This is a genomic window from Tsuneonella litorea (assembly GCF_025154015.1).
Classification (GTDB): Bacteria; Pseudomonadota; Alphaproteobacteria; order Sphingomonadales; family Sphingomonadaceae; genus Tsuneonella; species Tsuneonella litorea.
On the sequence record NZ_JAOAMV010000002.1, the window covers coordinates 1 to 20,154 of the forward strand.

The 20,154-nt window shown below is 65.1% G+C and carries 19 protein-coding genes; 13 read left to right on the plus strand and 6 right to left on the minus strand.

Annotation, left to right across the window (positions count from 1 at the left end; translation table 11 throughout):
* Positions 1-643: 643 nt before the first annotated feature.
* The gene (locus tag N0B51_RS03420) at positions 644-790 is read right to left on the minus strand and encodes a hypothetical protein (protein ID WP_259960817.1); all 147 of its coding nucleotides are present in this window, start codon (positions 788-790) and stop codon (positions 644-646) included.
* Positions 791-933: 143 nt separating this feature from the next.
* Here N0B51_RS03420 and N0B51_RS03425 point away from each other — a divergent pair, with 143 nt between their 5' ends.
* From N0B51_RS03425 to N0B51_RS03440, 4 genes are all read left to right on the plus strand, one after another.
* Entirely contained in the window at positions 934-1,551 is a 618-nt protein-coding gene (locus N0B51_RS03425; protein ID WP_259960819.1) for a hypothetical protein, read from the plus strand.
* 247 nt (positions 1,552-1,798) lie between these two features.
* Positions 1,799-2,218: a 6,7-dimethyl-8-ribityllumazine synthase gene (gene ribH, locus N0B51_RS03430; RefSeq protein ID WP_259960820.1), complete on the plus strand. Its 420-nt coding sequence runs from the start codon at positions 1,799-1,801 to the stop codon at positions 2,216-2,218.
* Complete coding sequence (locus tag N0B51_RS03435; RefSeq protein WP_259960821.1) at positions 2,215-3,147, plus strand: aldo/keto reductase; 933 nt, start codon at positions 2,215-2,217, stop codon at positions 3,145-3,147. The genes ribH and N0B51_RS03435 overlap by 4 nt, the downstream gene beginning before the upstream one ends.
* Before the next feature lie 66 nt (positions 3,148-3,213).
* Complete coding sequence (locus N0B51_RS03440; protein ID WP_259960822.1) at positions 3,214-3,522, plus strand: hypothetical protein; 309 nt, start codon at positions 3,214-3,216, stop codon at positions 3,520-3,522.
* A gap of 4 nt (positions 3,523-3,526) precedes the next feature.
* On the opposite strand, the gene N0B51_RS03445 is transcribed toward N0B51_RS03440, so the two are convergent.
* A complete protein-coding gene (locus N0B51_RS03445; protein ID WP_259960823.1) occupies positions 3,527-5,614 on the minus strand; it encodes a M13 family metallopeptidase in 2,088 nt (695 codons plus the stop codon).
* A 107-nt stretch (positions 5,615-5,721) separates the two neighbouring features.
* Complete coding sequence (eno, locus tag N0B51_RS03450; protein ID WP_259960824.1) at positions 5,722-7,008, minus strand: phosphopyruvate hydratase; 1,287 nt, start codon at positions 7,006-7,008, stop codon at positions 5,722-5,724.
* A gap of 172 nt (positions 7,009-7,180) precedes the next feature.
* On the opposite strand from eno, the gene N0B51_RS03455 reads away from it, so the two are divergent.
* The 5 genes from N0B51_RS03455 (at position 7,181) to N0B51_RS03475 (ending at position 9,385) form a co-directional block, all read left to right on the plus strand.
* Positions 7,181-7,783: a hypothetical protein gene (locus N0B51_RS03455; protein ID WP_259960826.1), complete on the plus strand. Its 603-nt coding sequence runs from the start codon at positions 7,181-7,183 to the stop codon at positions 7,781-7,783.
* 23 nt (positions 7,784-7,806) lie between these two features.
* Positions 7,807-8,208: a phage holin family protein gene (locus tag N0B51_RS03460; RefSeq protein ID WP_259960828.1), complete on the plus strand. Its 402-nt coding sequence runs from the start codon at positions 7,807-7,809 to the stop codon at positions 8,206-8,208.
* Positions 8,205-8,540, plus strand: a complete 336-nt coding sequence (locus N0B51_RS03465) for a hypothetical protein (protein WP_259960830.1) — start codon at positions 8,205-8,207, stop codon at positions 8,538-8,540. The genes N0B51_RS03460 and N0B51_RS03465 overlap by 4 nt, the downstream gene beginning before the upstream one ends.
* 32 nt (positions 8,541-8,572) lie before the next feature.
* Positions 8,573-9,049 (plus strand): hypothetical protein, encoded by a 477-nt coding sequence (locus tag N0B51_RS03470; RefSeq protein ID WP_259960831.1) that lies wholly within the window; start codon positions 8,573-8,575, stop codon positions 9,047-9,049.
* 99 nt (positions 9,050-9,148) lie between these two features.
* Positions 9,149-9,385 (plus strand): DUF4170 domain-containing protein, encoded by a 237-nt coding sequence (locus N0B51_RS03475; protein WP_259960832.1) that lies wholly within the window; start codon positions 9,149-9,151, stop codon positions 9,383-9,385.
* 90 nt (positions 9,386-9,475) lie between these two features.
* On the opposite strand, the gene greA is transcribed toward N0B51_RS03475, so the two are convergent.
* The 3 genes from greA to carA form a co-directional block, all read right to left on the minus strand.
* Entirely contained in the window at positions 9,476-9,952 is a 477-nt protein-coding gene (gene greA, locus N0B51_RS03480; protein WP_259960833.1) for a transcription elongation factor GreA, read from the minus strand.
* A gap of 111 nt (positions 9,953-10,063) precedes the next feature.
* Complete coding sequence (carB, locus tag N0B51_RS03485; protein ID WP_259960834.1) at positions 10,064-13,387, minus strand: carbamoyl-phosphate synthase large subunit; 3,324 nt, start codon at positions 13,385-13,387, stop codon at positions 10,064-10,066.
* Complete coding sequence (gene carA / locus N0B51_RS03490; protein ID WP_259960835.1) at positions 13,387-14,550, minus strand: glutamine-hydrolyzing carbamoyl-phosphate synthase small subunit; 1,164 nt, start codon at positions 14,548-14,550, stop codon at positions 13,387-13,389. Before carA ends, carB begins: the two co-directional genes overlap by 1 nt.
* A 125-nt stretch (positions 14,551-14,675) precedes the next feature.
* Here carA and N0B51_RS03495 point away from each other — a divergent pair, with 125 nt between their 5' ends.
* The 4 genes from N0B51_RS03495 to N0B51_RS03510 all read left to right on the plus strand — a co-directional run bounded on the left by N0B51_RS03495 (position 14,676) and on the right by N0B51_RS03510 (position 20,118).
* Positions 14,676-15,128, plus strand: coding sequence for a GatB/YqeY domain-containing protein (locus N0B51_RS03495; protein ID WP_259960837.1), 453 nt, complete (start codon positions 14,676-14,678; stop codon positions 15,126-15,128).
* Between the two features lie 41 nt (positions 15,129-15,169).
* Positions 15,170-17,059 carry a DNA primase gene (gene dnaG, locus N0B51_RS03500; RefSeq protein WP_259960838.1) on the plus strand — a complete coding sequence of 630 codons (1,890 nt, stop codon included), beginning with the start codon at positions 15,170-15,172 and terminating at the stop codon, positions 17,057-17,059.
* Entirely contained in the window at positions 17,056-19,113 is a 2,058-nt protein-coding gene (gene rpoD, locus N0B51_RS03505) for an RNA polymerase sigma factor RpoD (protein ID WP_375545927.1), read from the plus strand. The genes dnaG and rpoD overlap by 4 nt, the downstream gene beginning before the upstream one ends.
* 141 nt (positions 19,114-19,254) lie before the next feature.
* A complete protein-coding gene (locus tag N0B51_RS03510; RefSeq protein ID WP_259960839.1) occupies positions 19,255-20,118 on the plus strand; it encodes an MBL fold metallo-hydrolase in 864 nt (287 codons plus the stop codon).
* Positions 20,119-20,154: the final 36 nt, after the last annotated feature.

The following is a 20,154-nucleotide window of genomic DNA, read 5'->3' on the forward strand; positions in this document are numbered from 1 at the left end:
TCGGGCGAGGAAAGCTGCTCGCCCCCGATCCGCGTCAGCCTGCCAGCAACGCAGAACCCGACTTCTTCAACAGAATAGGGTGGTTAGCAGACCTCAGAAGGACCCTCCCGGTCAGGACTCTCTGGTGCACCACATGCGGCACAGAACCGGGCTACTGGAGTTCGCAATGGCTTCCCACAGGTGCTGCAGGGCGGGCCATACATGCTACGACGATGATGCCAGATGGCGTTAATGTTCGTTTCACGAACACCCGTCATCTCGTGGTAGAGATCGAGCGCAGCATCTCTTCGCGTTGGTTCAGCAGAAGCTTCGAGGAAGGGGCCGATCCGCGCCCACTCGTCCTCGTCAAGCATGGGCATCTCTACTCGGCAACGCCAACAGTAGGTTTCTTCTGCCACGCGCTAGTCTCCTATGGGCCGTTAAGAACGCGAGGACCACCAGTAGCCGCCTCTGCTCTGCGGACGCGTATCCAATGACGTTCGCGCTGGTTCAGCGTATCTCGTTCGCAATTTTCCAAGATCGTCACTAACACACACTGCTTCCCCGCCTGGGCATCACGCAAGGCATGATGAACCTGCCGAAAGTCTGTCTCCTTACCGCGACGATAAGGGGCGCCGGTGAGCAGCTTGCGCACATTGTTAGGTTATTCTCGAATGCGGCGGCGCAGCCGACAGGATTTGCCGATGTAGACGCTCTCGTTGGCGATGCGCCACTCGTAGATGCCGGGACGGGTAAGATCGACGTGCGCTGGCACTTCGAGCTTCCACCAGTCCCCTCCACCGTCACTCATGCTGCCAAGGATGGCACCCGCGAATAATGTCCGCAATGGGGTCGTAGCGGAATGTCCGTTCCCAGCCGTTCGCCGCTGTATAATTCTCTAATGATTTAGGAAAATCCTTCGCTCTGCGTTTCCGCGTTTGTTTGATTCAGAGCATGGGTGGCTACGGATCTGGACAGCACGGTTGGAGGCCAATTGCCGATGCTTCGCGGCGCATTGATTTGGCATGGATGTTCAGGGATGGTCTGGCGCGGCCGGGACAGCGGATCAGCGGCACCTTGCGCTGGACCTGCGGTGGAAACCCGTCCGGTTCGATGAGCTACGATGCCGTCATGGACGATCCTGAGCAGGAGCGGCTTCAGTTATCCTACACGCGCGGAAGCGGCAAGGATGCCGAAAGCGTGGGCCAGACGGTCTATCTCTGCCACACCCAGCCGAATTATGGGGGCAAGCGCTGGTGGATGATCTGTCCCTATCGCGGCAACCGTGTCCGCAAGCTCTACCTTCCACCAGGTGGCGACAGGTTCGCGTCCCGCAAGGCATGGCGGCTGGCCTATCAATTCCAGCGTTACGCACACCGAGACCGGCCTTTCGAGCGCCTGTTTAGGCTCCAGAAGAAGCTCGACTGCGAGCAAGGTTGGGGCAGCGTTATCCAGCGCCCCAAGGGCATGTGGCACCGCACATTCGAGCGCCACTGGGAAGAGTTCCTGGAATTGGACGATCATTGCGCGGTGCAGATGATGGCGATGGTTGGCCTACTGAATCGCAAATAACTGCTAACGACCCGATTGGGGACTTCCGGTGAGGCCAAACCACTAATATGCAGACGTAGCGATTGGTGCCATTACCGCGTAACGTTTGCCGGACCCCCATAGCGCTCAAAGCTAGGTGACGACCGTTAGGCGTGGGAAAGAGTGTGGGAGCGCTCTGATCATTTGAAAAAATATCGATGTTTTTCAATTTGTAATGGCAATAGTTGAACGGACGTCCTGTCCGCCATGCAATCGAGAGGATCCATCCTTGGCCAAGTTCCTGATCGTCGAAGCCCGTTTCTACGACCATCTCAACGACCTGCTCGTGAAAGGCGCGGGCGACGAACTGCGCCGCAACGGGCACGAGTTCGACGTCATGACGGTGCCCGGCGCGCTCGAGATCCCGGGGGCTATCGCGACGATTGCCGACAGTGGTCGCTATGACGGCTTCGTCGCCATCGGGGTGGTGATCCGCGGAGAAACCTATCACTTCGAGATCGTCGCCGGAGAGAGCGCGCGCGGGGTGATGGCGCTCACCATGGACGGGGTGCCGATCGGCAACGGCATCCTGACGGTCGAAAACGAGGCGCAGGCGCTCGAGCGCGCCGACCCGGCTCGAAAGGACAAGGGCGCCGAGGCGGCCAAGGCGGCGATGGCGCTTCTATCGATCGCGGAGCAGTATTCATGATGGCGAAGCACGATTTCATGGCCGGCATTCCGCTGGTGCTCGGTGGTAACGTGTTCGGTTGGGCGACCAAGGGCGACGAGACGCTTGCGGTCCTCGACAAGTTCTACGAGGCCGGGGGCCGGATGATCGACACCGCCGACGTCTATTCGGCCTGGGTCGAGGGACACGAGGGCGGCGAATCGGAAAGCGAGATCGGGCGCTGGTTGTCGAGCCGCGGGGTGCGCGACGAAATGCGTCTGCACACCAAGACGGGGATGCTGGGCGGAAAGGAACTCTACGAACCTGAGCGGGTGCTGAAGTCGCTCGATGCCTCGCTCGACCGGCTCGGGACCGATCGCGTTGACCTGTATTACGCGCACAAGGACTATCCCGACCTCGCGATCGAACAGATCGTCGAGGCGTTCGATGGCGCGGTGCGTTCCGGCAAGGCGAAGGCGATCGGCGCATCCAATTTCGACGTCCAGCGGCTCGAGGACGCGGTCGAACACGCGCGCTCGATCGGGGCGGCTGCGTTTTCCGCCCTGCAGAACGAATACAACCTCGCCGCGCGCGAGGCGTATGGCGAGGATATGCGGGCGAGCGTCATCGACAATGGCCTCGTCATGTTGCCCTATTTCGGGCTCGCCGCAGGTTATCTCACGGGAAAGTACCGGACCGAGGATGACTTCAAGAAGTCGATCCGCGGGGGTCGGGCCAAGCAGCTTGCCGGTGCGAACGGCCCCCGGGTGCTCGCCGCGATGGATGATGTTGCAGCCGAGACCGGCGCGAGCCACGCGGCGATTGCGCTGGCGTGGCTCGTGCGTCAGGCGGGCATTCCCGCGCCGATCGCCAGCGCACGGACCGCGGACCAGCTCGACGACTTGCTCGAATTCACCCGGGTCGAGCTGACCGATGACCAGGTCGACAGGCTGACCGCTGCCGGATCCTGACCGGGTCCGGAACTCCCGGCCCTTTCCGCAGCTTGTCGCTAGCGTGACCGCATCGGAAGGACAGGAATGAACGGACCGCTCGAATGGATCGCCGCCGTCGGCACGATGCTGGCGGCCGGGCTCATCGCGCTCGATCTCGGCCGCAAGGCGACCGGGTGGGGATTTGTGCTGTTCTGCCTCGTGTCGGTCACCTGGATCGCGTCCGGCCTGACCAGCGGCGCGATGCCGATCGCCGCGATGAACGCGATCCTGCTGCTCATCAACGCCTGGGGCGTATGGCAATACCTGCTCAGCCCGAAGAACAAGAAGGTGATGGACCGCCTCGAACCCGTGGCCGAGCGGATCGAGCACGAGGTCGAGGCGGAAGAAAGCTAGGCGATCACCAGACCTTCACGCGCTTTTCCGGCGGCAGGTACAGCTTGTCGCCTTCCTTGACGTCGAATGCCTTGTACCACGGGTCCATGTTGCGGACCGTCAGCGCCCTGTACTGCGCAGGGGCGTGGCCATCCGTGGCGATGCGCTGGCGCAGGGCTTCCTCGCGCATCTTGCTGGCCCAGGTCTGGGCATAGGCGATGAAGAACCGCTGGTCCCCGGTAAATCCGTCGATCACCGGCGCCTCCTTGCCGTTCAGCGACGCGCGATACGCGTCGTAGGCCGCCTGCAGGCCGGCGATATCGGCGATGTTTTCGCCCAGGGTAAGCTCGCCCTTAACGTTGAGGCCGGGAAACGGCTCGTAGGCGTCGTACTGCTCGGCGAGCGCCTTGCCGGCCGCCTGGAACTGCTTCTTGTCGGCATCGGTCCACCAGTTGCGCATCGTACCGGTGGAATCGAATTCGGCGCCGTTGTTGTCGAAGCTGTGGCTGATTTCGTGACCGATCACCGCGCCGATTGCGCCGTAGTTGGCAGCCGGGTCCCACTTCGGGTCGAAGAAGGGTGGCTGAAGGATCGCGGCGGGAAAATTCAGCGCGTTCTGCACCGGCAGGTTGACCGCGTTGACCAGCTGGGCGTTCATCCACCACTCGCTCTTGTCCATCGGCTTGCCGATCTTGGCGAGCTGCTGTCGGTAGCGCGCCTTCTCCGCCGCGATGACGGCGGCATAGGGCTTGCTTTCGGGGACCTGCAGCGCCGAATAGTCGGTCCATTCGTCCGGATACCCGACGCCGACCTCCATCGTCTGGACCTTCTTCGTCGCTTCCGCCTTGGTTTCGGCGGCCATCCAGTCGAGCGCTTCGATGCGCTTGGCGAACGCGTCCTTGATGTTGTCGACCATCCCCTGGATTTCTGCCTTGGCGGAGGCCGGGAAGTACTTTTCGGCGTAGAGCTTGCCGAGCGCATCGCCCATGTGCTCGTTGACCGCGGCCAGTGCGCGCTTGTCGCGCGCGCGTTGCTTCTCCTGACCGTTCAGCTTCTGGCCGTAGAACGCGAAGTGCAGGTCATCGAGCTTCGACGGCAGGACGTCGGTGTGGCTATTGATCTGGTGGAACGCCAGCCAGTCCTTCCACGCATCGAGCGGCTCGCTGGCGACCAGCCTGGACAGGCCGGTGATCGCGCCGGGGTGGTAGGCATCGAAGGTCTTGTACCCGTCGAGGTTGGCCCCTTTGAAAAAGGCATCCCAATCAAGGCCGGGAGCCTTCTTCGCAAAGTCGGACTGCTGCCACAGGCTGCTCGCGGTCGACCAGTCGTCGCTTTCTTCCCGGCTCACGTGGGCCCTGGCGATCTTCATCTCGAGGTCGAAGATCCGCTGCGCCCTCGCATCGGCATTGTCGATGCCGGCAGCCTTCAGCAGGTCGGCGATGTAGGCGCGGTAGGCGGTCCTGAGGCCGGCCATCTTCTGGTCGGATGACAGGTAGTACTCACGCTCGGGCATCCCCAGGCCGCCCTGCAGGATGTAGGGCACGACCTCACCGCCCTTGAGCGCCTGGGTCACGAACACGCCGAACAGGTTCTCGGTACGGAAGTCGGTCGCATTGAGCGGATCGACGTCGGCACGGGTCTGGCTGCCGAGCACCTGGGCCAGTGCGGACTTGTCGGCGATTCCGGCGAAGCGGGCGAGATCGTCCTTCACGGGCGCCAGACCCGCGGCGTCGATCGCCTTGGTGTCCATGTAGGCCTGGTAGAACGCCTTGACCTTCGCGGCATCGCTCCCCGGCTCGGGGTCCGACGCGACGATCTCCGCGATGAGCGATTCGAGGTTCTTTTCGGTCGCCTGGTCGGCGATCCAGAATCCCCCGATGCCCGAGCGGTCGGCGGGAATCTCGGTGTTCTGCACCCAGCTGCCGTTCGCGTACTGGAAGAAGTCGTCGCCCGGCTTGGCCGAAGTGTCCATCCAGTCCTTGCGGATGCCGAGCTCGGTCCCCGGCGTGGTGGCTACGTCGGCGGTGTCAGTACCGGCCATCGAACAGGCGATGGGTCCCAGGGTGGCGCTGGCCACGCCCAGCATCAGGGCGGCGACGAAACGGGTGTTCATGGAAACGGGCTCTCCCAGTGAGTCGGTTACAATCGCAACCGTCTAGGGGCGGAGCGCCCGTCGCGAAACCGCCTTCGTCAGCTCCGCCCGGTGGTTCGTCGATTGCCCTAGCGGGCCAGCCGGCCGAAGCAGTCCGCGCCCGCGTAGTGCGCGCTCGCCCCGAGTTCTTCCTCGATGCGGATGAGCTGGTTGTACTTTGCCAGCCGGTCAGACCGCGCGAGGCTCCCGGTCTTGATCTGCCCGCAATTGGTGGCGACCGCGAGGTCGGCGATCGTCGCGTCCTCGGTTTCACCCGAACGGTGACTCATCACCGCGGTGTAGCCCGCGCGCTGCGCCATGCTGACAGCCTCGAGCGTTTCGGTCAGCGTGCCGATCTGGTTGACCTTGACCAGCAGCGAGTTCGCCAGTCCCTTGCCGATGCCCATCTCGAGCCGGCGCGGATTGGTGACGAACAGGTCGTCTCCGACGAGTTGCACCCTGTCGCCGACGAGGTCGGTGAGCGCCTTCCAGCCCTCGAAGTCGTCCTCGCTCATGCCGTCCTCGATCGAGCGGATCGGGTAGTCGGCGCACAGCTTTCCGAGCCACTCGGCGTTTTCCTGCGGCGAGAGCGAGATGCCCTCGCCCGTCATCTCGTATTTGCCGCCCTTGAAGTATTCGGTCGCCGCGCAGTCGAGCGCGAGCACGATGTCGGTGCCGGCCTTGAACCCGGCCTCCTCGATCGAACCCATGACGAAGTCGAGCGCGGCCCGGGTGCTCGCGAGATCGGGCGCGAAGCCGCCCTCGTCCCCGACCGCGGTGGCCAGGCCCTTGGCGTGGAGCGACTTCTTGAGCGTGTGGAATACTTCCGCGCCCCAGCGCACCGCCTCGGCAAGGCTGCCGGCACCGACGGGCATGATCATGAATTCCTGCACGTCGATGGGGTTGTCGGCGTGCTCGCCGCCGTTGACGATGTTCATCATCGGCACCGGCAGGACGTGCGCCGACACGCCGCCGACGTAGCTGTAGAGCGGAAGGCCGCGGGCATCGGCGGCCGCCTTTGCCACCGCCAGGCTCGCGCCCAGTATCGCGTTGGCGCCAATGCGCCCCTTGTTCTCGGTGCCGTCGAGTTCGATCATCGCGAGGTCGATGTCGCGCTGGTCCTCGGCGTCGAAGCCGACGAGCAGATCGCTGAGCTCGCTGTTGACCGCGTCGACTGCCCTGATCACGCCCTTGCCGAGGTAGCGGCTCTTGTCGCCGTCGCGCAGTTCGACCGCCTCGTGCGCGCCGGTCGACGCGCCGGAAGGCACCGCCGCGCGGCCGAAGCTGCCGTCTTCGAGCAGGACGTCGACCTCGACCGTCGGGTTGCCGCGGCTGTCGAGGATTTCGCGACCGTGGATGTCTATGATAGCGGTCATGACGACTCTCCGTGGGAAGGGTGTTGTATAGTTCTAATACACGCCCATATGGGGATGCAGGCGCGCTCTATGCGGCGGAACCATGCCACGCAAGTTGCGTTGCAGCATTGCGGTGTCCGATACCCCCGGACGCACGATGAATTTGTATGCGAGGGCAAGAAGGAAAGCGATCATGGCCGAAGCCAGCACCCCGAAATCCACCACTCCCAAGCCCAAGGCGACCCGCAAGCCGGCCACCAAGGTTGCCGGCTCCGGCGCGACCACGACCCCACGCAAGCCTGCTGCCCAGTCCCGCAAGAACACCGACGTCGCCAAGAGCCGCTTCAATGCCGCGCTCGAGGAAGCGAAGGCCGGTGCCGCGGCGCTCAAGACCGAGGCGGGCGAGCGCGCTGCCGCCTATCGCAACCAGGCCCGCGCGCAGAGCGAGGACTGGGTCGCCGAGGCGAAGAACTATGGTGTCCAGGCCAAGGGCAAGGCGGGTGAACTCGCCACCGACGGCAAGGGCAAGATCGCCGAGGCGCTCCTCGCGCTCGGCCGTGCCGTGTTCGATACCGCGCCCACGGTCGACGAGAAGCTCGGCGCCAAGTACGGCGACTATGCCCGTTCGGCCTCGCGCTCGCTCCAGGAAGCGTCTGCCAAGATCGACGCCAAGAGCGTTGAGGAACTGGGCGAGGACGCGCGCGAGATGGTGCGCAAGAGCCCCGGCCTCGCAATCGGCATCGCCGCGGTCGGCGGGTTCCTGTTGGCACGGATGTTCCGCGGTTCTAACGACTGATCCTCCTGCTCGGGAGGGCTGACTTGAACACGCATGACCCCGATCTCCACTTTGCGGACGAGGATCGTCCCGTGGGCGAGGCTGATCCGGAGAAGGGATCGCTGACCGACGATATCGTCGCACTGTTCGACGACGGCCGCACGATGGTCGAGGCTGAGATCCAGTTCCAGAAGACGCGAGCGGCATTCGCCTTCGATCGCGGACGGTCGGGAGCGTTCTACGGTATTGCGGCCTTCGCGCTGGTCCACCTGGCCCTGGTCGCGCTCGTCGTCGGCCTGGTGATCGCGCTCACCCCGCTGATCGGCCCGTGGGGCGCCACCGGTGCCGTCGTCTTCGTGCTCCTCGCAGCCGGCACCGCCTTCGCCCTCGCCGCCCGGCGCAAGTTCGCCCGACTTGCCCAGGCCTATTCGGAGACCCGCGAATGAGCCTGTCTCTCGAAAGACAGCTCCGCGAGGATCGCGCACTGCGCAATGCCGCCCGCGCGCTGTTCGAGGCCGACATCGCCCACTTGCGGGCGAGCCTGGCCGGCAAGAGCATCTCGCGCCGGATCGTCGATCGCATCGGCGAAGGCGCGAGCGAGGTCCTCGACGAAGCGATCGAGGTCGCGGACAACAACAAGGGTGTTGTCGCGACTCTGATAGCCGCGATCGTGCTGTGGTTCGCCCGCAATCCCATCCTCGACCTGTTTCTCGACGAGGATGAAGTCGCCGACGGGGATCCGGGCGAATTGGAACGGAACACCGAGCCGACCCGTTAGCTAAGCGAACCCCCACTCGAATGGAGTCGCCCATGGCCACCAATTCCGAAGACAAACGCAAGGAACTCAAGAAGAAGATCGAAGCAGCCGAGCAGCGCAACAGCGATCGCTCTTTCGGCGATTACGCGCGCGACGCAGCGGACGGCGCGACCTCGTTCGTCAAGGAGCACCCGCTGGCGACGCTCGCTGGGGGACTTGCCCTGGGAGTCCTGGTCGCTGCGATCGTGCCGGGACCCGGGCGCCGCATGCGCAAGAAGGCCAGCGCGCGTACCGCGGTTCTTGCCGGAACGCTTGCGGACCTGGCGCTGACGTATGGCGCAAAGTTCCTGGAAAGCGCGGAAGAAGCGGCAAAGGCCGGGCAGGAACGCATCGGTGATCTTGGCGAAACGATCGGCGACGGCGCCCGTGATCTCGGACGCAGCGCGAGCGATTCGGCGAGCCGCGCGATCGACAGCGCGAGCCGGACCGCCAACCGCGCGCTCGGCAGCGCACGCTCCCGACTGCACTGATACCGGCGAAGCAATCGACGCGAGGCGGCGCGACGGGGTTTCCCTGTCGCGCCGCCTTCCCTATGGGGCGCTGCGATTCCTCCCCAAGGACCTGACACGATGACCGAAGCCAAGAAGCAGTTGCTCCACCTCGTCATGGGGGGGCGCGTGACCGACCCGATGACGCTGCAGTTCGAAAACCTGAAGGAAATCGACGTCGTCGGCGTCTTTCCCGACTACGCCAGCGCGCTCGAGGCCTGGCGCGGCGCGGCCCAGCGCACCGTCGACGATGCCGAGATGAAGTACGTTATCGTGCACCTTCACAAGCTCTTCGACCCCGAGGCCGAGGGCAAGTGAGACGCTCGACGGCAACCTCGGTCGATCCGCCGAACGGACGGGCCGAACGGGGGGAAGCGCCGCGACGGCGCCCCTCGCCGCGTGCCGTAATCAGATGAACTCGATCTTCTCGACCAGGTAGAACTTGTCGCCCGAGGGAACTGTGACCTCGATTTCGTCGCCGACCTTCTTGGTGATCAGCGCGCGGCCGAGCGGCGAATTGTAGCTGATCCTGCCCTTCTTGGCGTCCGCTTCGGTCTGGCCGACGATCTGGTACTTCACCGGCTTGTCGTCTTCGTCGAGCAGGGTCACCGTGGCGCCGAACACGATGCGGTCACCCGAAAGCGTCGCAGGGTCGATGATCTGCGCGCGGCTGATGCGGTCTTCAAGATCCGAAATCTGCGCCTCGATCTGGCCCTGACGCTCCTTCGCGGCATGGTATTCGGCGTTTTCGGAGAGATCCCCGTGCGCGCGCGCTTCCTCGATCGCGTCGACGATCTTCGGCCGTTCCGCGCGCAGGGCCTTGAGGTCGGCGGCGATTCGCTCGTAACCTTCGGCCAGCATCGGCACCTTTTCCATCGTAGCCATCCCGTCGTTCTTTCTCTTGCCGTCACGCCTGTCGGGACAATTCGAGACCCCGCCGCTTGTCGAAACGGCTCGTTACAAGGTCGCGATGTCGGGAAAAACGCGTGTGTTGTTTCAGCCGTAATAGTCCTGCAAGGGGCGGACTTCAAGCTGATCGGCCGAAACCTCGGTGATCGCGCGCGCTGCGGCGAGGCTGGCGGCGGCCGTGGTGTAGTACGGGACACGCGCTTCCAGCGCGCTGGCGCGGATCGACTGGCTGTCGAGAAGCGACTGCCAGCCCTCGGTCGTGTTGAAGATCAGCGCCACCTCACGGTCGATGATCCGGTCGACGATATGCGGCTGTCCCTCGGCGACCTTGTTCACCCGGTCGACCGGGAGGCCGGCCTCGGCAAGGTAACGCTGGGTTCCGCCGGTCGCGATCACCTCGAACCCGTGATCGATCAATGCCTTGACCGCAGGCAGGACAACCGGCTTGTCGCTGTCCTTGACCGACACGAACAGCAGGCCCTGTTGGGGCAGCGCGCTACCGGCACCGATCTGCGACTTCAGGAACGCGGTCGAGAAATCCCGGTCGATGCCCATGACTTCGCCGGTCGATTTCATCTCGGGCGTGAGTACCGGGTCGGCGCCGGGGAACCGGCCCCAGGGGAACACGGCCTCTTTGACGGCCATGTAGTCGAGATCGCGCCTGAACCGCTCGAAGTTCGACAATGGCTCGCCGGCCATCACCCGCGCGGCGATCTTGGCGACCGGCTGCCCGATCGCCTTGGCGACGAATGGCACCGTGCGGCTCGCGCGCGGATTGACCTCAATCAGGTAGACTTCGCCGTCCTTGACCGCGAACTGGACGTTCATCAGCCCCTTGACCCCGAGCGCGAGGGCAAGTGCCTCGGCCTGGCGCTCCATCTCGGCGACGATATCGGCGGAGAGCGAGTACGGCGGCAGGGTGCAGGCGCTGTCGCCCGAGTGGACCCCGGCTTCCTCGATGTGCTGCATCACGCCCGCGATGCGGACCTCGGTCCCGTCGCACAGCGCATCGACGTCGCACTCGATCGCGTCGCGCAGATACTGGTCGACGAGCACCGGGCTGTCCCCGCTGACCTGCACCGCGGTGGCGATGTAATCGTCGAGCTGCGCCTCGCTGTCGACGATCTCCATCGCGCGCCCGCCGAGCACGTAGCTGGGACGCAGCAGCACGGGATAGCCGATGCGGTTGGCCCAGGCGGCGGCCTCGTCGCGGCTGCGGGCGATGCCGTTCTGCGGCTGCTTGAGCTTCAGCTTGTTGACCAGCTGGGCAAACCGCTCGCGGTCCTCGGCAAGGTCGATCGCGTCGGGACTGGTGCCGAGGATCGGGATGCCTTCGTCCTCCAGCGCCTGGGCGAGCTTCAGCGGCGTCTGCCCGCCGAACTGGACGATCACGCCGACGAGCTCGCCGTTCGACTGTTCGACCCGCAGGATCTCGAGCACGTCCTCGGCGGTCAGGGGCTCGAAGTAGAGCCGGTCGCTGGTGTCGTAATCGGTGGAAACCGTTTCCGGGTTGCAGTTGACCATGATCGTTTCGAAACCTGCCTCGGACAGCGCGAAGCAGGCGTGCACGCAGCAGTAATCGAACTCGATGCCCTGCCCGATCCGGTTCGGGCCGCCGCCGAGGATGACGATCTTCCTGCGGTCGGTGGGGTTCGATTCGTTTTCGGGTTCCCCGAAGCTCGGTGCTTCGTAGGTCGAGTACATATAAGGTGTCACCGCCTCGAACTCGGCGGCGCAACTGTCGATCCGCTTGAACACCGGGAACACCCCGAGCTTGCGGCGCAGGTCGCGCACTTCCTGTTCGCTGGTGGCGCCGGCCATCGCGCGCAGCGTGTCGTGCAAAAGGCCCGAACGTTTGGCCTGGGTTTCTCCCAGCCCCCCTGCGACCCCGACCGAGCGCACCGCCAGCGTGGCAAGGCGCTTGTCGGAAAAGCCCATTGCCTTCAGCCGGCGCATTTCCTGCGCATCGCGCGGCAGGCCGTGATGACCGATCATCTGTTCTTCCCAGATGATCTCCTCGATCTGGCGGAGGAACCACGGATCGTATCCGGTGATGCGGGCGATCTCGTCGAGTTCGATCCCCTCCCGGAAGGCCTGCGCGACCTTGAGAAGGCGGTCCGGGGTGCGCCGGGCGAGCGAGGCGGTGATCTCCTCGCGGCTCGCGCCCTCGAGCTCGACCACGCGGTTGAACCCGTCGAGCCCGGTCTCGAGTCCGCGGAGCGCCTTCTGCACACTTTCCTGGAAGTTGCGGCCGATCGCCATGACCTCGCCCACCGACTTCATCGCGGTTGCGAGCTCGACCTTGGCGCCCTTGAACTTCTCGAACGCGAAGCGCGGGATCTTGGTGACGACGTAGTCGATCGTCGGCTCGAAGCTCGCCGGCGTCGCGCCGGTGATCTCGTTCGTGATCTCGTCGAGCGTGTAGCCCACCGCCAGCTTCGCCGCGACGCGCGCAATGGGGAAGCCGGTGGCCTTCGACGCGAGCGCCGAGGACCGCGAGACGCGCGGGTTCATCTCGATGACGATCAGCCGCCCGTCCTTGGGATTGACTGCGAACTGTACGTTCGAACCGCCTGTTTCCACGCCGATTTCGCGCAGCACCGCGATGCTCGCGCTGCGCATGATCTGGTATTCCTTGTCGGTCAGCGTCAGCGCCGGGGCGACGGTGATGGAATCCCCGGTGTGGACGCCCATCGGGTCGACGTTCTCGATCGAGCAGATGATGATGGCGTTGTCGTTCCTGTCGCGGACGACTTCCATCTCGTATTCCTTCCAGCCGAGCAGCGATTCCTCGATGAGGACCTCTGTGGTCGGGCTGGCGTCGAGGCCCTCGCGGACGATCTTCTCGAACTCGGCCTTGTTGTAGGCGATGCCGCCACCGGTGCCGCCCAGCGTGAAGCTCGGCCGGATGATCGACGGCAACCCGGTTCTTTCAAGAATTGCAAAGGCCTGGTCGACAGTGTTGGCAACGCCGCTGCGCGCGCTTTCGAGGCCGATCTTGTCCATCGCCTCGCGGAAGCGCTGGCGGTTCTCGGCCTTGTCGATCGCGTCGGCATCGGCGCCGATCATCTGCACGCCAAGCCGGTCGAGCGTTCCGTCGTTGAACAGCGCCAGCGCGGTGTTGAGCGCGGTCTGCCCGCCCATCGTCGGCAGCAGCGCGTCGGGCCGCTCCTTTTCGATGATCTTGGCGACGATCGCGGGCGTGATCGGCTCGACGTAGGTCGCGTCGGCGAACTCGGGATCGGTCATGATCGTGGCGGGGTTGGAGTTGACCAGGATCACCCGGTACCCCTCCTCCTTCAGCGCCTTGATCGCCTGCGTGCCCGAATAATCGAACTCGCACGCCTGTCCGATGACGATCGGCCCGGCACCAATGACGAGGATCGAGGAGATGTCAGTGCGTTTGGGCATTATCCGAGCATTCCGACGAATTTTTGAAAGAGATAGAAGCTGTCCTGAGGCCCCGGGCTGGCTTCGGGGTGGTACTGGACACCGAAGGCGCGCTTGCCCTTGATCGCGATGCCGCAGTTGCTGCCGTCGAACAGCGAGACGTGGGTTTCCTCGACGCCTTCGGGAAGTGCGGTGTTGTCGACCGCGAAGCCGTGGTTCATCGAGGTGATCTCGACCACGCCGTCGGCGAGCCGCTTGACCGGGTGGTTCGCGCCGCGGTGGCCCTGGTGCATCTTGCTCGTCGTCGCGCCCGCGGCGAGGCCGAGCATCTGGTGGCCAAGGCAGATGCCGAACACCGGCACGTCGCGCTCGAGCAGGGCCTTGATCGTCGGCACCGCGTATTCGCCGGTCGCCGCCGGGTCGCCCGGACCGTTGGAGAGGAACACGCCGTCGGGCTTCAACGCCTCGATCTCTTCCAGCGAAGTCTTGGCCGGCACCACCGTCACCCGCGCGCCCGCCTTCACGAGGTTCCTGAAGATGTTGTCCTTCGCGCCGTAATCGATTGCGACCACGTGCGGCTTGCCGGCGTTGTCGGCATCGGCGTAGCCTTTGCCCAGCTCCCAGTAGCCGCCGCCCCAGTCCTCCTGCGCCTCGCGGCTGACGCGGGTGGCGAGGTCCATGCCTTCGAGACCCGGCCATTCCTGCGCGCGCTGGATCAGCTTCTTGAGGTCGAACTGGCCCTTGGGGTGGTGCGCGATCACCGCGTTGGGCGCGCCCTTCAGCCGGATGCGGCGGGTGAGCGCGCGGGTGTCGATGCCCGACAGGCCGATCTTGCCCTTTGCCGCCATCCACTCGGTGAACTGCTGCTGGGAGCGGAAGTTGCTGCTCGGCGTCACCTCCTCGCGCACGACGCAGCCGACCGCGCCTTCGACCACGCTCTCGATATCCTCGGCGTTGGCGCCGACATTGCCGATGTGCGGGAAAGTGAAGGTGACGATCTGCGCCGCGTAGGAGGGATCGGTCATCACTTCCTGGTAACCGGTCATCGCGGTGTTGAAGCAGACCTCGCCCACCGCCTCGCCGGTAGCGCCGAAGCCCTTGCCCCAGATCACCGTGCCATCGGCCAGGACAAGCACGCCGGTGGCCCCCTTCGGTTGCGCAGGCGTGTTGGCGGGGACGGCCATGGGGCTCTCCGAGTCAGTGTTTCCGGCGATGTCGCTAAGTCCCAGCCGCTAGGGCCGGTTCCCCGCGGCGTCAACCCGCGCTAAGCGGCGCTCCGCAAACTTATCCCGTGAAAGGCACCCTCCCAATGATCCGCGATACCATCAAGCAGACCCAGATCGACGCGATGAAGGGCGGCGACAAGGAGCGCCTCGCCGCGGTCCGGCTCATCCTCGCAAAGCTGAAGGACCGCGACATCGAGCTTCGTACCGCGAGCCAGAAGCCCGAGGACGACGCGCTGGTCATCGAGACGCTGCAGAAGATGGCCAAGCAGCGCCGCGAATCGATCACGATGTACGTCGATGGCGGCCGCGAGGAACTCGCCGAGCAGGAGCGCAAGGAGCTCAAGGTCATCGAGGAGTTCCTTCCCCGGCAGATGTCGCAGGAGGAAACCTGCGCGGCGATCGAGGCGATCAAGACCGAACTCGGCGCGCAATCGGTCAAGGACATGGGCCGCGTGATGGCGGAACTGAAGGCGCGCCACGGGACCGTGCTCGACATGTCCGCTGCCAGCCGGCTGGTGAAGGAATCGTTGTCCTGACCCGCTTGCATCGAAGGGCGATTCGCCCGCATTGAGGGCGCATGGCGCTTTCCCCGCAATGGCTCGACGAACTGCGCGCGCGGGTGACGCTGTCGAGCGTGGTGATGCGCACCACCAAGCTCACCCGTGCCGGGCGGGAGTGGAAGGCGTGCTGCCCGTTCCATGACGAGAAGACGCCGAGCTTCACCGTCAGCGACGAGAAGGGCTTCTACCACTGCTTCGGCTGCGGCGCGCACGGGGACGTGATCCGCTGGATGACCGACCAGCGCGGCCTCGCCTTCATGGACGCGGTGAAGGAACTTGCGGCCGAGGCCGGGATGGAGGTCCCCGCCCCCGACCCGCGCGCTGCCCAGGCCGCCGAGCAGCGCGCCGGGCTGCACGACGTGACCCAGGCGGCGCAGGACTTCTACCGCGCCAGCCTCGACACGCCGGCGGCCGCCAAGGCCCGCGCATACCTCGAATCGCGCGGGTTCGACGCGCATACCCGCGAGCGGTTCGGTTTCGGCTACGCCCCGGGCGACCGGCAGGCATTGAAGGCGGCGCTCAAGCAGTTCGACGAGGCGATGCTGGTCGAGGCGGGCCTGCGGATCGCGGTCGACGACAAGCCGCCCTACGACCGGTTCCGCGACCGGCTGACCATGCCGATCCACGACGCGCGGGGCCAGGTCATCGGGTTTGCGGCGCGTATCCTCGACGCGGACAAGAAGGACGCGCCGAAGTACATCAACTCGCCCGACACCCCGCTGTTCGACAAGGGGCGGACGCTGTTCAACCTGCACCGCGCCGGCCCGGCCTCGCGCAAGACGGGCCGGATGGTCGTGGTCGAGGGTCAGATGGACGTCGTCGCGATGGCGGCCGCCGGGTTCGAGGACGCGGTCGCCCCGATGGGCACCGCACTCACCGAACGCCAGCTCGAGATGCTCTGGCGCCTCGTCGATGCGCCGATCCTGTGCTTCGACGGCGACAGTGCCGGCCAGCGCGCAGCGATGCGCGCGATCGGCCGCGCGCTGCCGATGCTCGCGCCGGGCAAGACGCTGTCGATCGTCCGGCTTCCCGCAGGGCTCGATCCCGACGACCTGCTCAAGCAGCAGGGCGCGCCGGCGATGGCGGCGCTCCTCGCCGATCCCGGCAGCCTGATCGACACGCTGTGGGCGTTCGAGAAGGCGGCCTCGCCACTGCGCACGCCGGAAGACAAGGCCGGCCTTAAGGCGCGGCTGATCGACCACTGCGAGGCGATCCAGCATCCTGACATCCGATCGCTCTACCGCCGCGAACTGCTCGAGAAGTTCTCCGCCTTCGCCTATCCGCCGCGCCCTCCGCGCGAACGCCGCGAATGGCGCAGCGGGTTCGCGAGGCCGGCATCGCCCCCGCTGTCGCCGGAATCCGCGGGGCGTTTGCGCAAGGCCGCCAGCGGCGCCAACCGCGATGCACTGGCGAGCGCGGTCGTCGCCGGGCTGCTGCGCTTTCCCGACCAGATTCTCGTCCATGCCGAGCCCCTGGGGCGGTTTGCCGCGCACGACGGGCGCGCCGGCCCCGCAATCGAATCGTTGATCGAGGCGGCCGAGATGCTTGAACCCGATGAAAAGGGGGCCATATCCGCCCCACAGGGTTTCGCCCCGCCGCCGGACAACAGTCGCTTTGCCTTCCTCGATGAAGGCGCCGATCCGCGGGCTGCGCGCGAGGACCTGGCCGAAGCCGTTTCGTTGCTGGTCGAACGGCCCGCGCTGGATGCCGCGCTTGCGGCTGCCACCGCGCGCTTCGAGACCGATCCCGAGGCCGCTTTCGCCGAGCAGCAGCGCCTGCTCAAACGAAAGCTGGCATTCGAGAAACGATTGGGGCTAATGGCGACCCGCAGGGCCGCAAGCGCAGCCCATCCGGATTCAGACTCTCCGTCGGCACCGTCCGGCGCCACGGACGAGGACAGCGAATGACACGAGACGAGATGGCGACCCAGGAAGACACCGACTCCAAGGACGATGCACCGCTCATCGACCTCAACGAAGCGACGATCAAGAAGCTCATCACCAAGGCCAAGCGCCGGGGTTACGTCACCGTGGACGAACTCAACGAAGCGCTGCCGCAGGACGAGCTTTCGTCCGAGCAGATCGAGGACGTCATGTCCGCGATCAGCGAGATGGGCGTCAACATCGTCGAGAAGGACGAGGACGCCGAGGACGAGGACAGTTCCGAGGACGAGGTCGACGAGATCGGCTCGGACGAAGACGGGGACGACGAAGGCGCCTCCAACAAGCCCGCCAAGCCCGCCGCCGCGACCAAGAAGAAGGAAACGGTCGAACGCACCGATGACCCGGTGCGGATGTACCTGCGCGAAATGGGCGCGGTGGAACTGCTCAGCCGCGAGGGCGAAATCGCCATCGCCAAGCGGATCGAGGCCGGTCGTGACATGATGATCATGGGCCTGTGCGAAAGCCCGATCACCTTCCACGCGATCATCCTGTGGTCCGAAGCCCTCAACAACGAGGAAATGCAGCTGCGCGAGATCCTCGATCTCGACGCCATGCTTTCCAAGGAGCCGCCGGTCGACAAGATGACCGACGACGCCGAGGACGACGACGACGGCGAGATTTCCGAGGAAACCGCCGGTCCCACCTACAAGGAAGACGAAGACGAGGAAGAGGAGGAGGAATCCTCCGACGACGAGGACGAGGACGGCGAAGGCACCTCGCGCCGCCGCGAAGAGGAAGAGGAGGAGGACAACACCCTCTCCCTTGCCCAGATGGAAGCGGCGCTGAAGCCCGAAGCGCTCGAGACCTTTGCGCGCATCACCGACCTGTTCAAGAAGTTCGAGAAGCTCCAGGCCGAGCGCGTCGAGGTTCTTGGCCGGGGCGAGGAGTTCCCGAAGGCAAAGGAGAGGAAATACGAGGAACTGCGCGAGCAGCTGACGGCAGAGGTCGAAAGCGTTCAGTTCCACGCGACCAAGATCGAATTCCTGGTCGACAACCTCTACGCGTTCAATCGCAGACTGACCGCGCTGGGCGGCCAGATGCTGCGCCTTGCCGAGCGCCACAAGGTGAAGCGCGCGGACTTCCTCAACGTCTACATCGGCAACGAGCTCGACGACAGCTGGCTGGCCGAGAACGCCAAGAAGGACAAGAAGTGGGCCGCCTTCGCCGAGAAGGAGGCCGACGCGGTCGAGCGCATCCGCGCCGAGATCGCCGACATCGCCAGCGCCACCGGCATGTCGCTGCCCGAGTTCCGCCGGATCGTGAACATGGTCCAGAAGGGCGAGCGCGAGGCGCGCATCGCCAAGAAGGAAATGGTCGAGGCGAACCTGCGCTTGGTGATCTCGATCGCCAAGAAGTACACCAACCGCGGCCTGCAGTTCCTGGATCTCATCCAGGAAGGGAACATCGGCCTGATGAAGGCGGTCGACAAGTTCGAATACCGCCGTGGCTACAAGTTCAGCACGTATGCCACGTGGTGGATCCGGCAGGCGATCACCCGCTCGATCGCCGACCAGGCGCGCACGATCCGCATCCCGGTCCACATGATCGAGACGATCAACAAGCTGGTGCGCACCAGCCGCCAGTTCCTCCACGAGCAGGGCCGCGAGCCCACGCCCGAGGAAATGGCCGAGCGCCTGTCTATGCCGCTCGAGAAGGTCCGCAAGGTGATGAAGATCGCCAAGGAGCCGATCTCTCTCGAAACGCCGATCGGCGACGAGGAGGATTCGCACCTCGGCGATTTCATCGAGGACAAGAACGCGGTGATCCCGGTCGATGCCGCGATCCAGTCGAACCTCAAGGAAACGGTCACTCGCGTCCTCGCGAGCCTTACCCCGCGCGAGGAGCGCGTCCTGCGGATGCGTTTCGGCATCGGCATGAACACCGACCACACGCTCGAGGAAGTCGGCCAGCAGTTCTCGGTGACTCGCGAGCGCATCCGCCAGATCGAAGCCAAGGCGCTGAGGAAGCTCAAGCACCCGAGCCGGTCACGCAAGATGCGCTCCTTCCTGGATCAGTAGCCCGCGGTGGCGCGCGACGGCGGGCAGGACGGCAGGAGCAATCCCGCTGTGCGATCCTGCCTCGCCGCATTGCTTGCATCGATTCTCGTGATTCCGTCCTCGCTTCCTGCAAGCGAGGGAGACCGGCAGGATGCGGTTGCGGTGACCTTTCTCGGAACAGGCACGCCTTCGCTCGATCCTGCCCGGTACGGCGCAGCCACCCTCGTCGAGGCAGGGGACCGAAGGCTCCTGTTCGACGTCGGCCGCGGTGCGACCATACGGCTCAGGCAGGCCGGCCTCGCGCCGATCGACGTCGACGCGGTTTTCCTGACCCACTTTCATTCCGACCACGTGGTGGGGTTGCCGGATCTTTTCCTGTCTCGGATCATTCTCGACGCCGGTCGGCCGGGTAGCAATTCCCCGCTTCGCCTGTTTGGCCCGCCCGGAACCGGGGCGCTCGCCGACGGCCTGCGCCAGGCCTTCGCGGCCGATCTTGCCATCCGCCGCAAGGACGAACGGTCGCCCGAGGCTCGGATGCAGATTCGGGTCGTGGAAATGGACGAAGGCGTCGTCTTCGACGAGGATGGGCTGCGGGTTACCATGTTCCGCGTCGATCACGGCGAGGACATCCGGCCCGCAGTTGGATACCGCATTGATTTTCGTGGGCGCTCCGTCGTGCTGTCGGGAGATACCCGCTACGATCCCTCGATCGCCGATCGGGCGAAAGGCGTCGATCTTCTCGTTCACGAAACGGCTGTGGCAGACGAAATGATCGCGGCCACGCCGCGCTTTTCCAGGATCCTGGCGCATCACACGTCGCCCCAGGACGTCGGACGGATATTCGCAAGCGCCGCGCCGAAACTGGCGGCGGTCAGTCACATCGGAATGCACGGCGCGGTGGACGAGACCGATATCGCGGAAGGTGTGCGAACATCCTACCACGGTCCCTTGCTCATCGCGCAGGACCTCACCCGTGTCCTCGTCGGCCAGGGAGACCCGGTGGTTACGCGAGCGGGTGACCGATGATCCGGGCCGAGCGCCTTTAAAAAGATTGACCCGCGG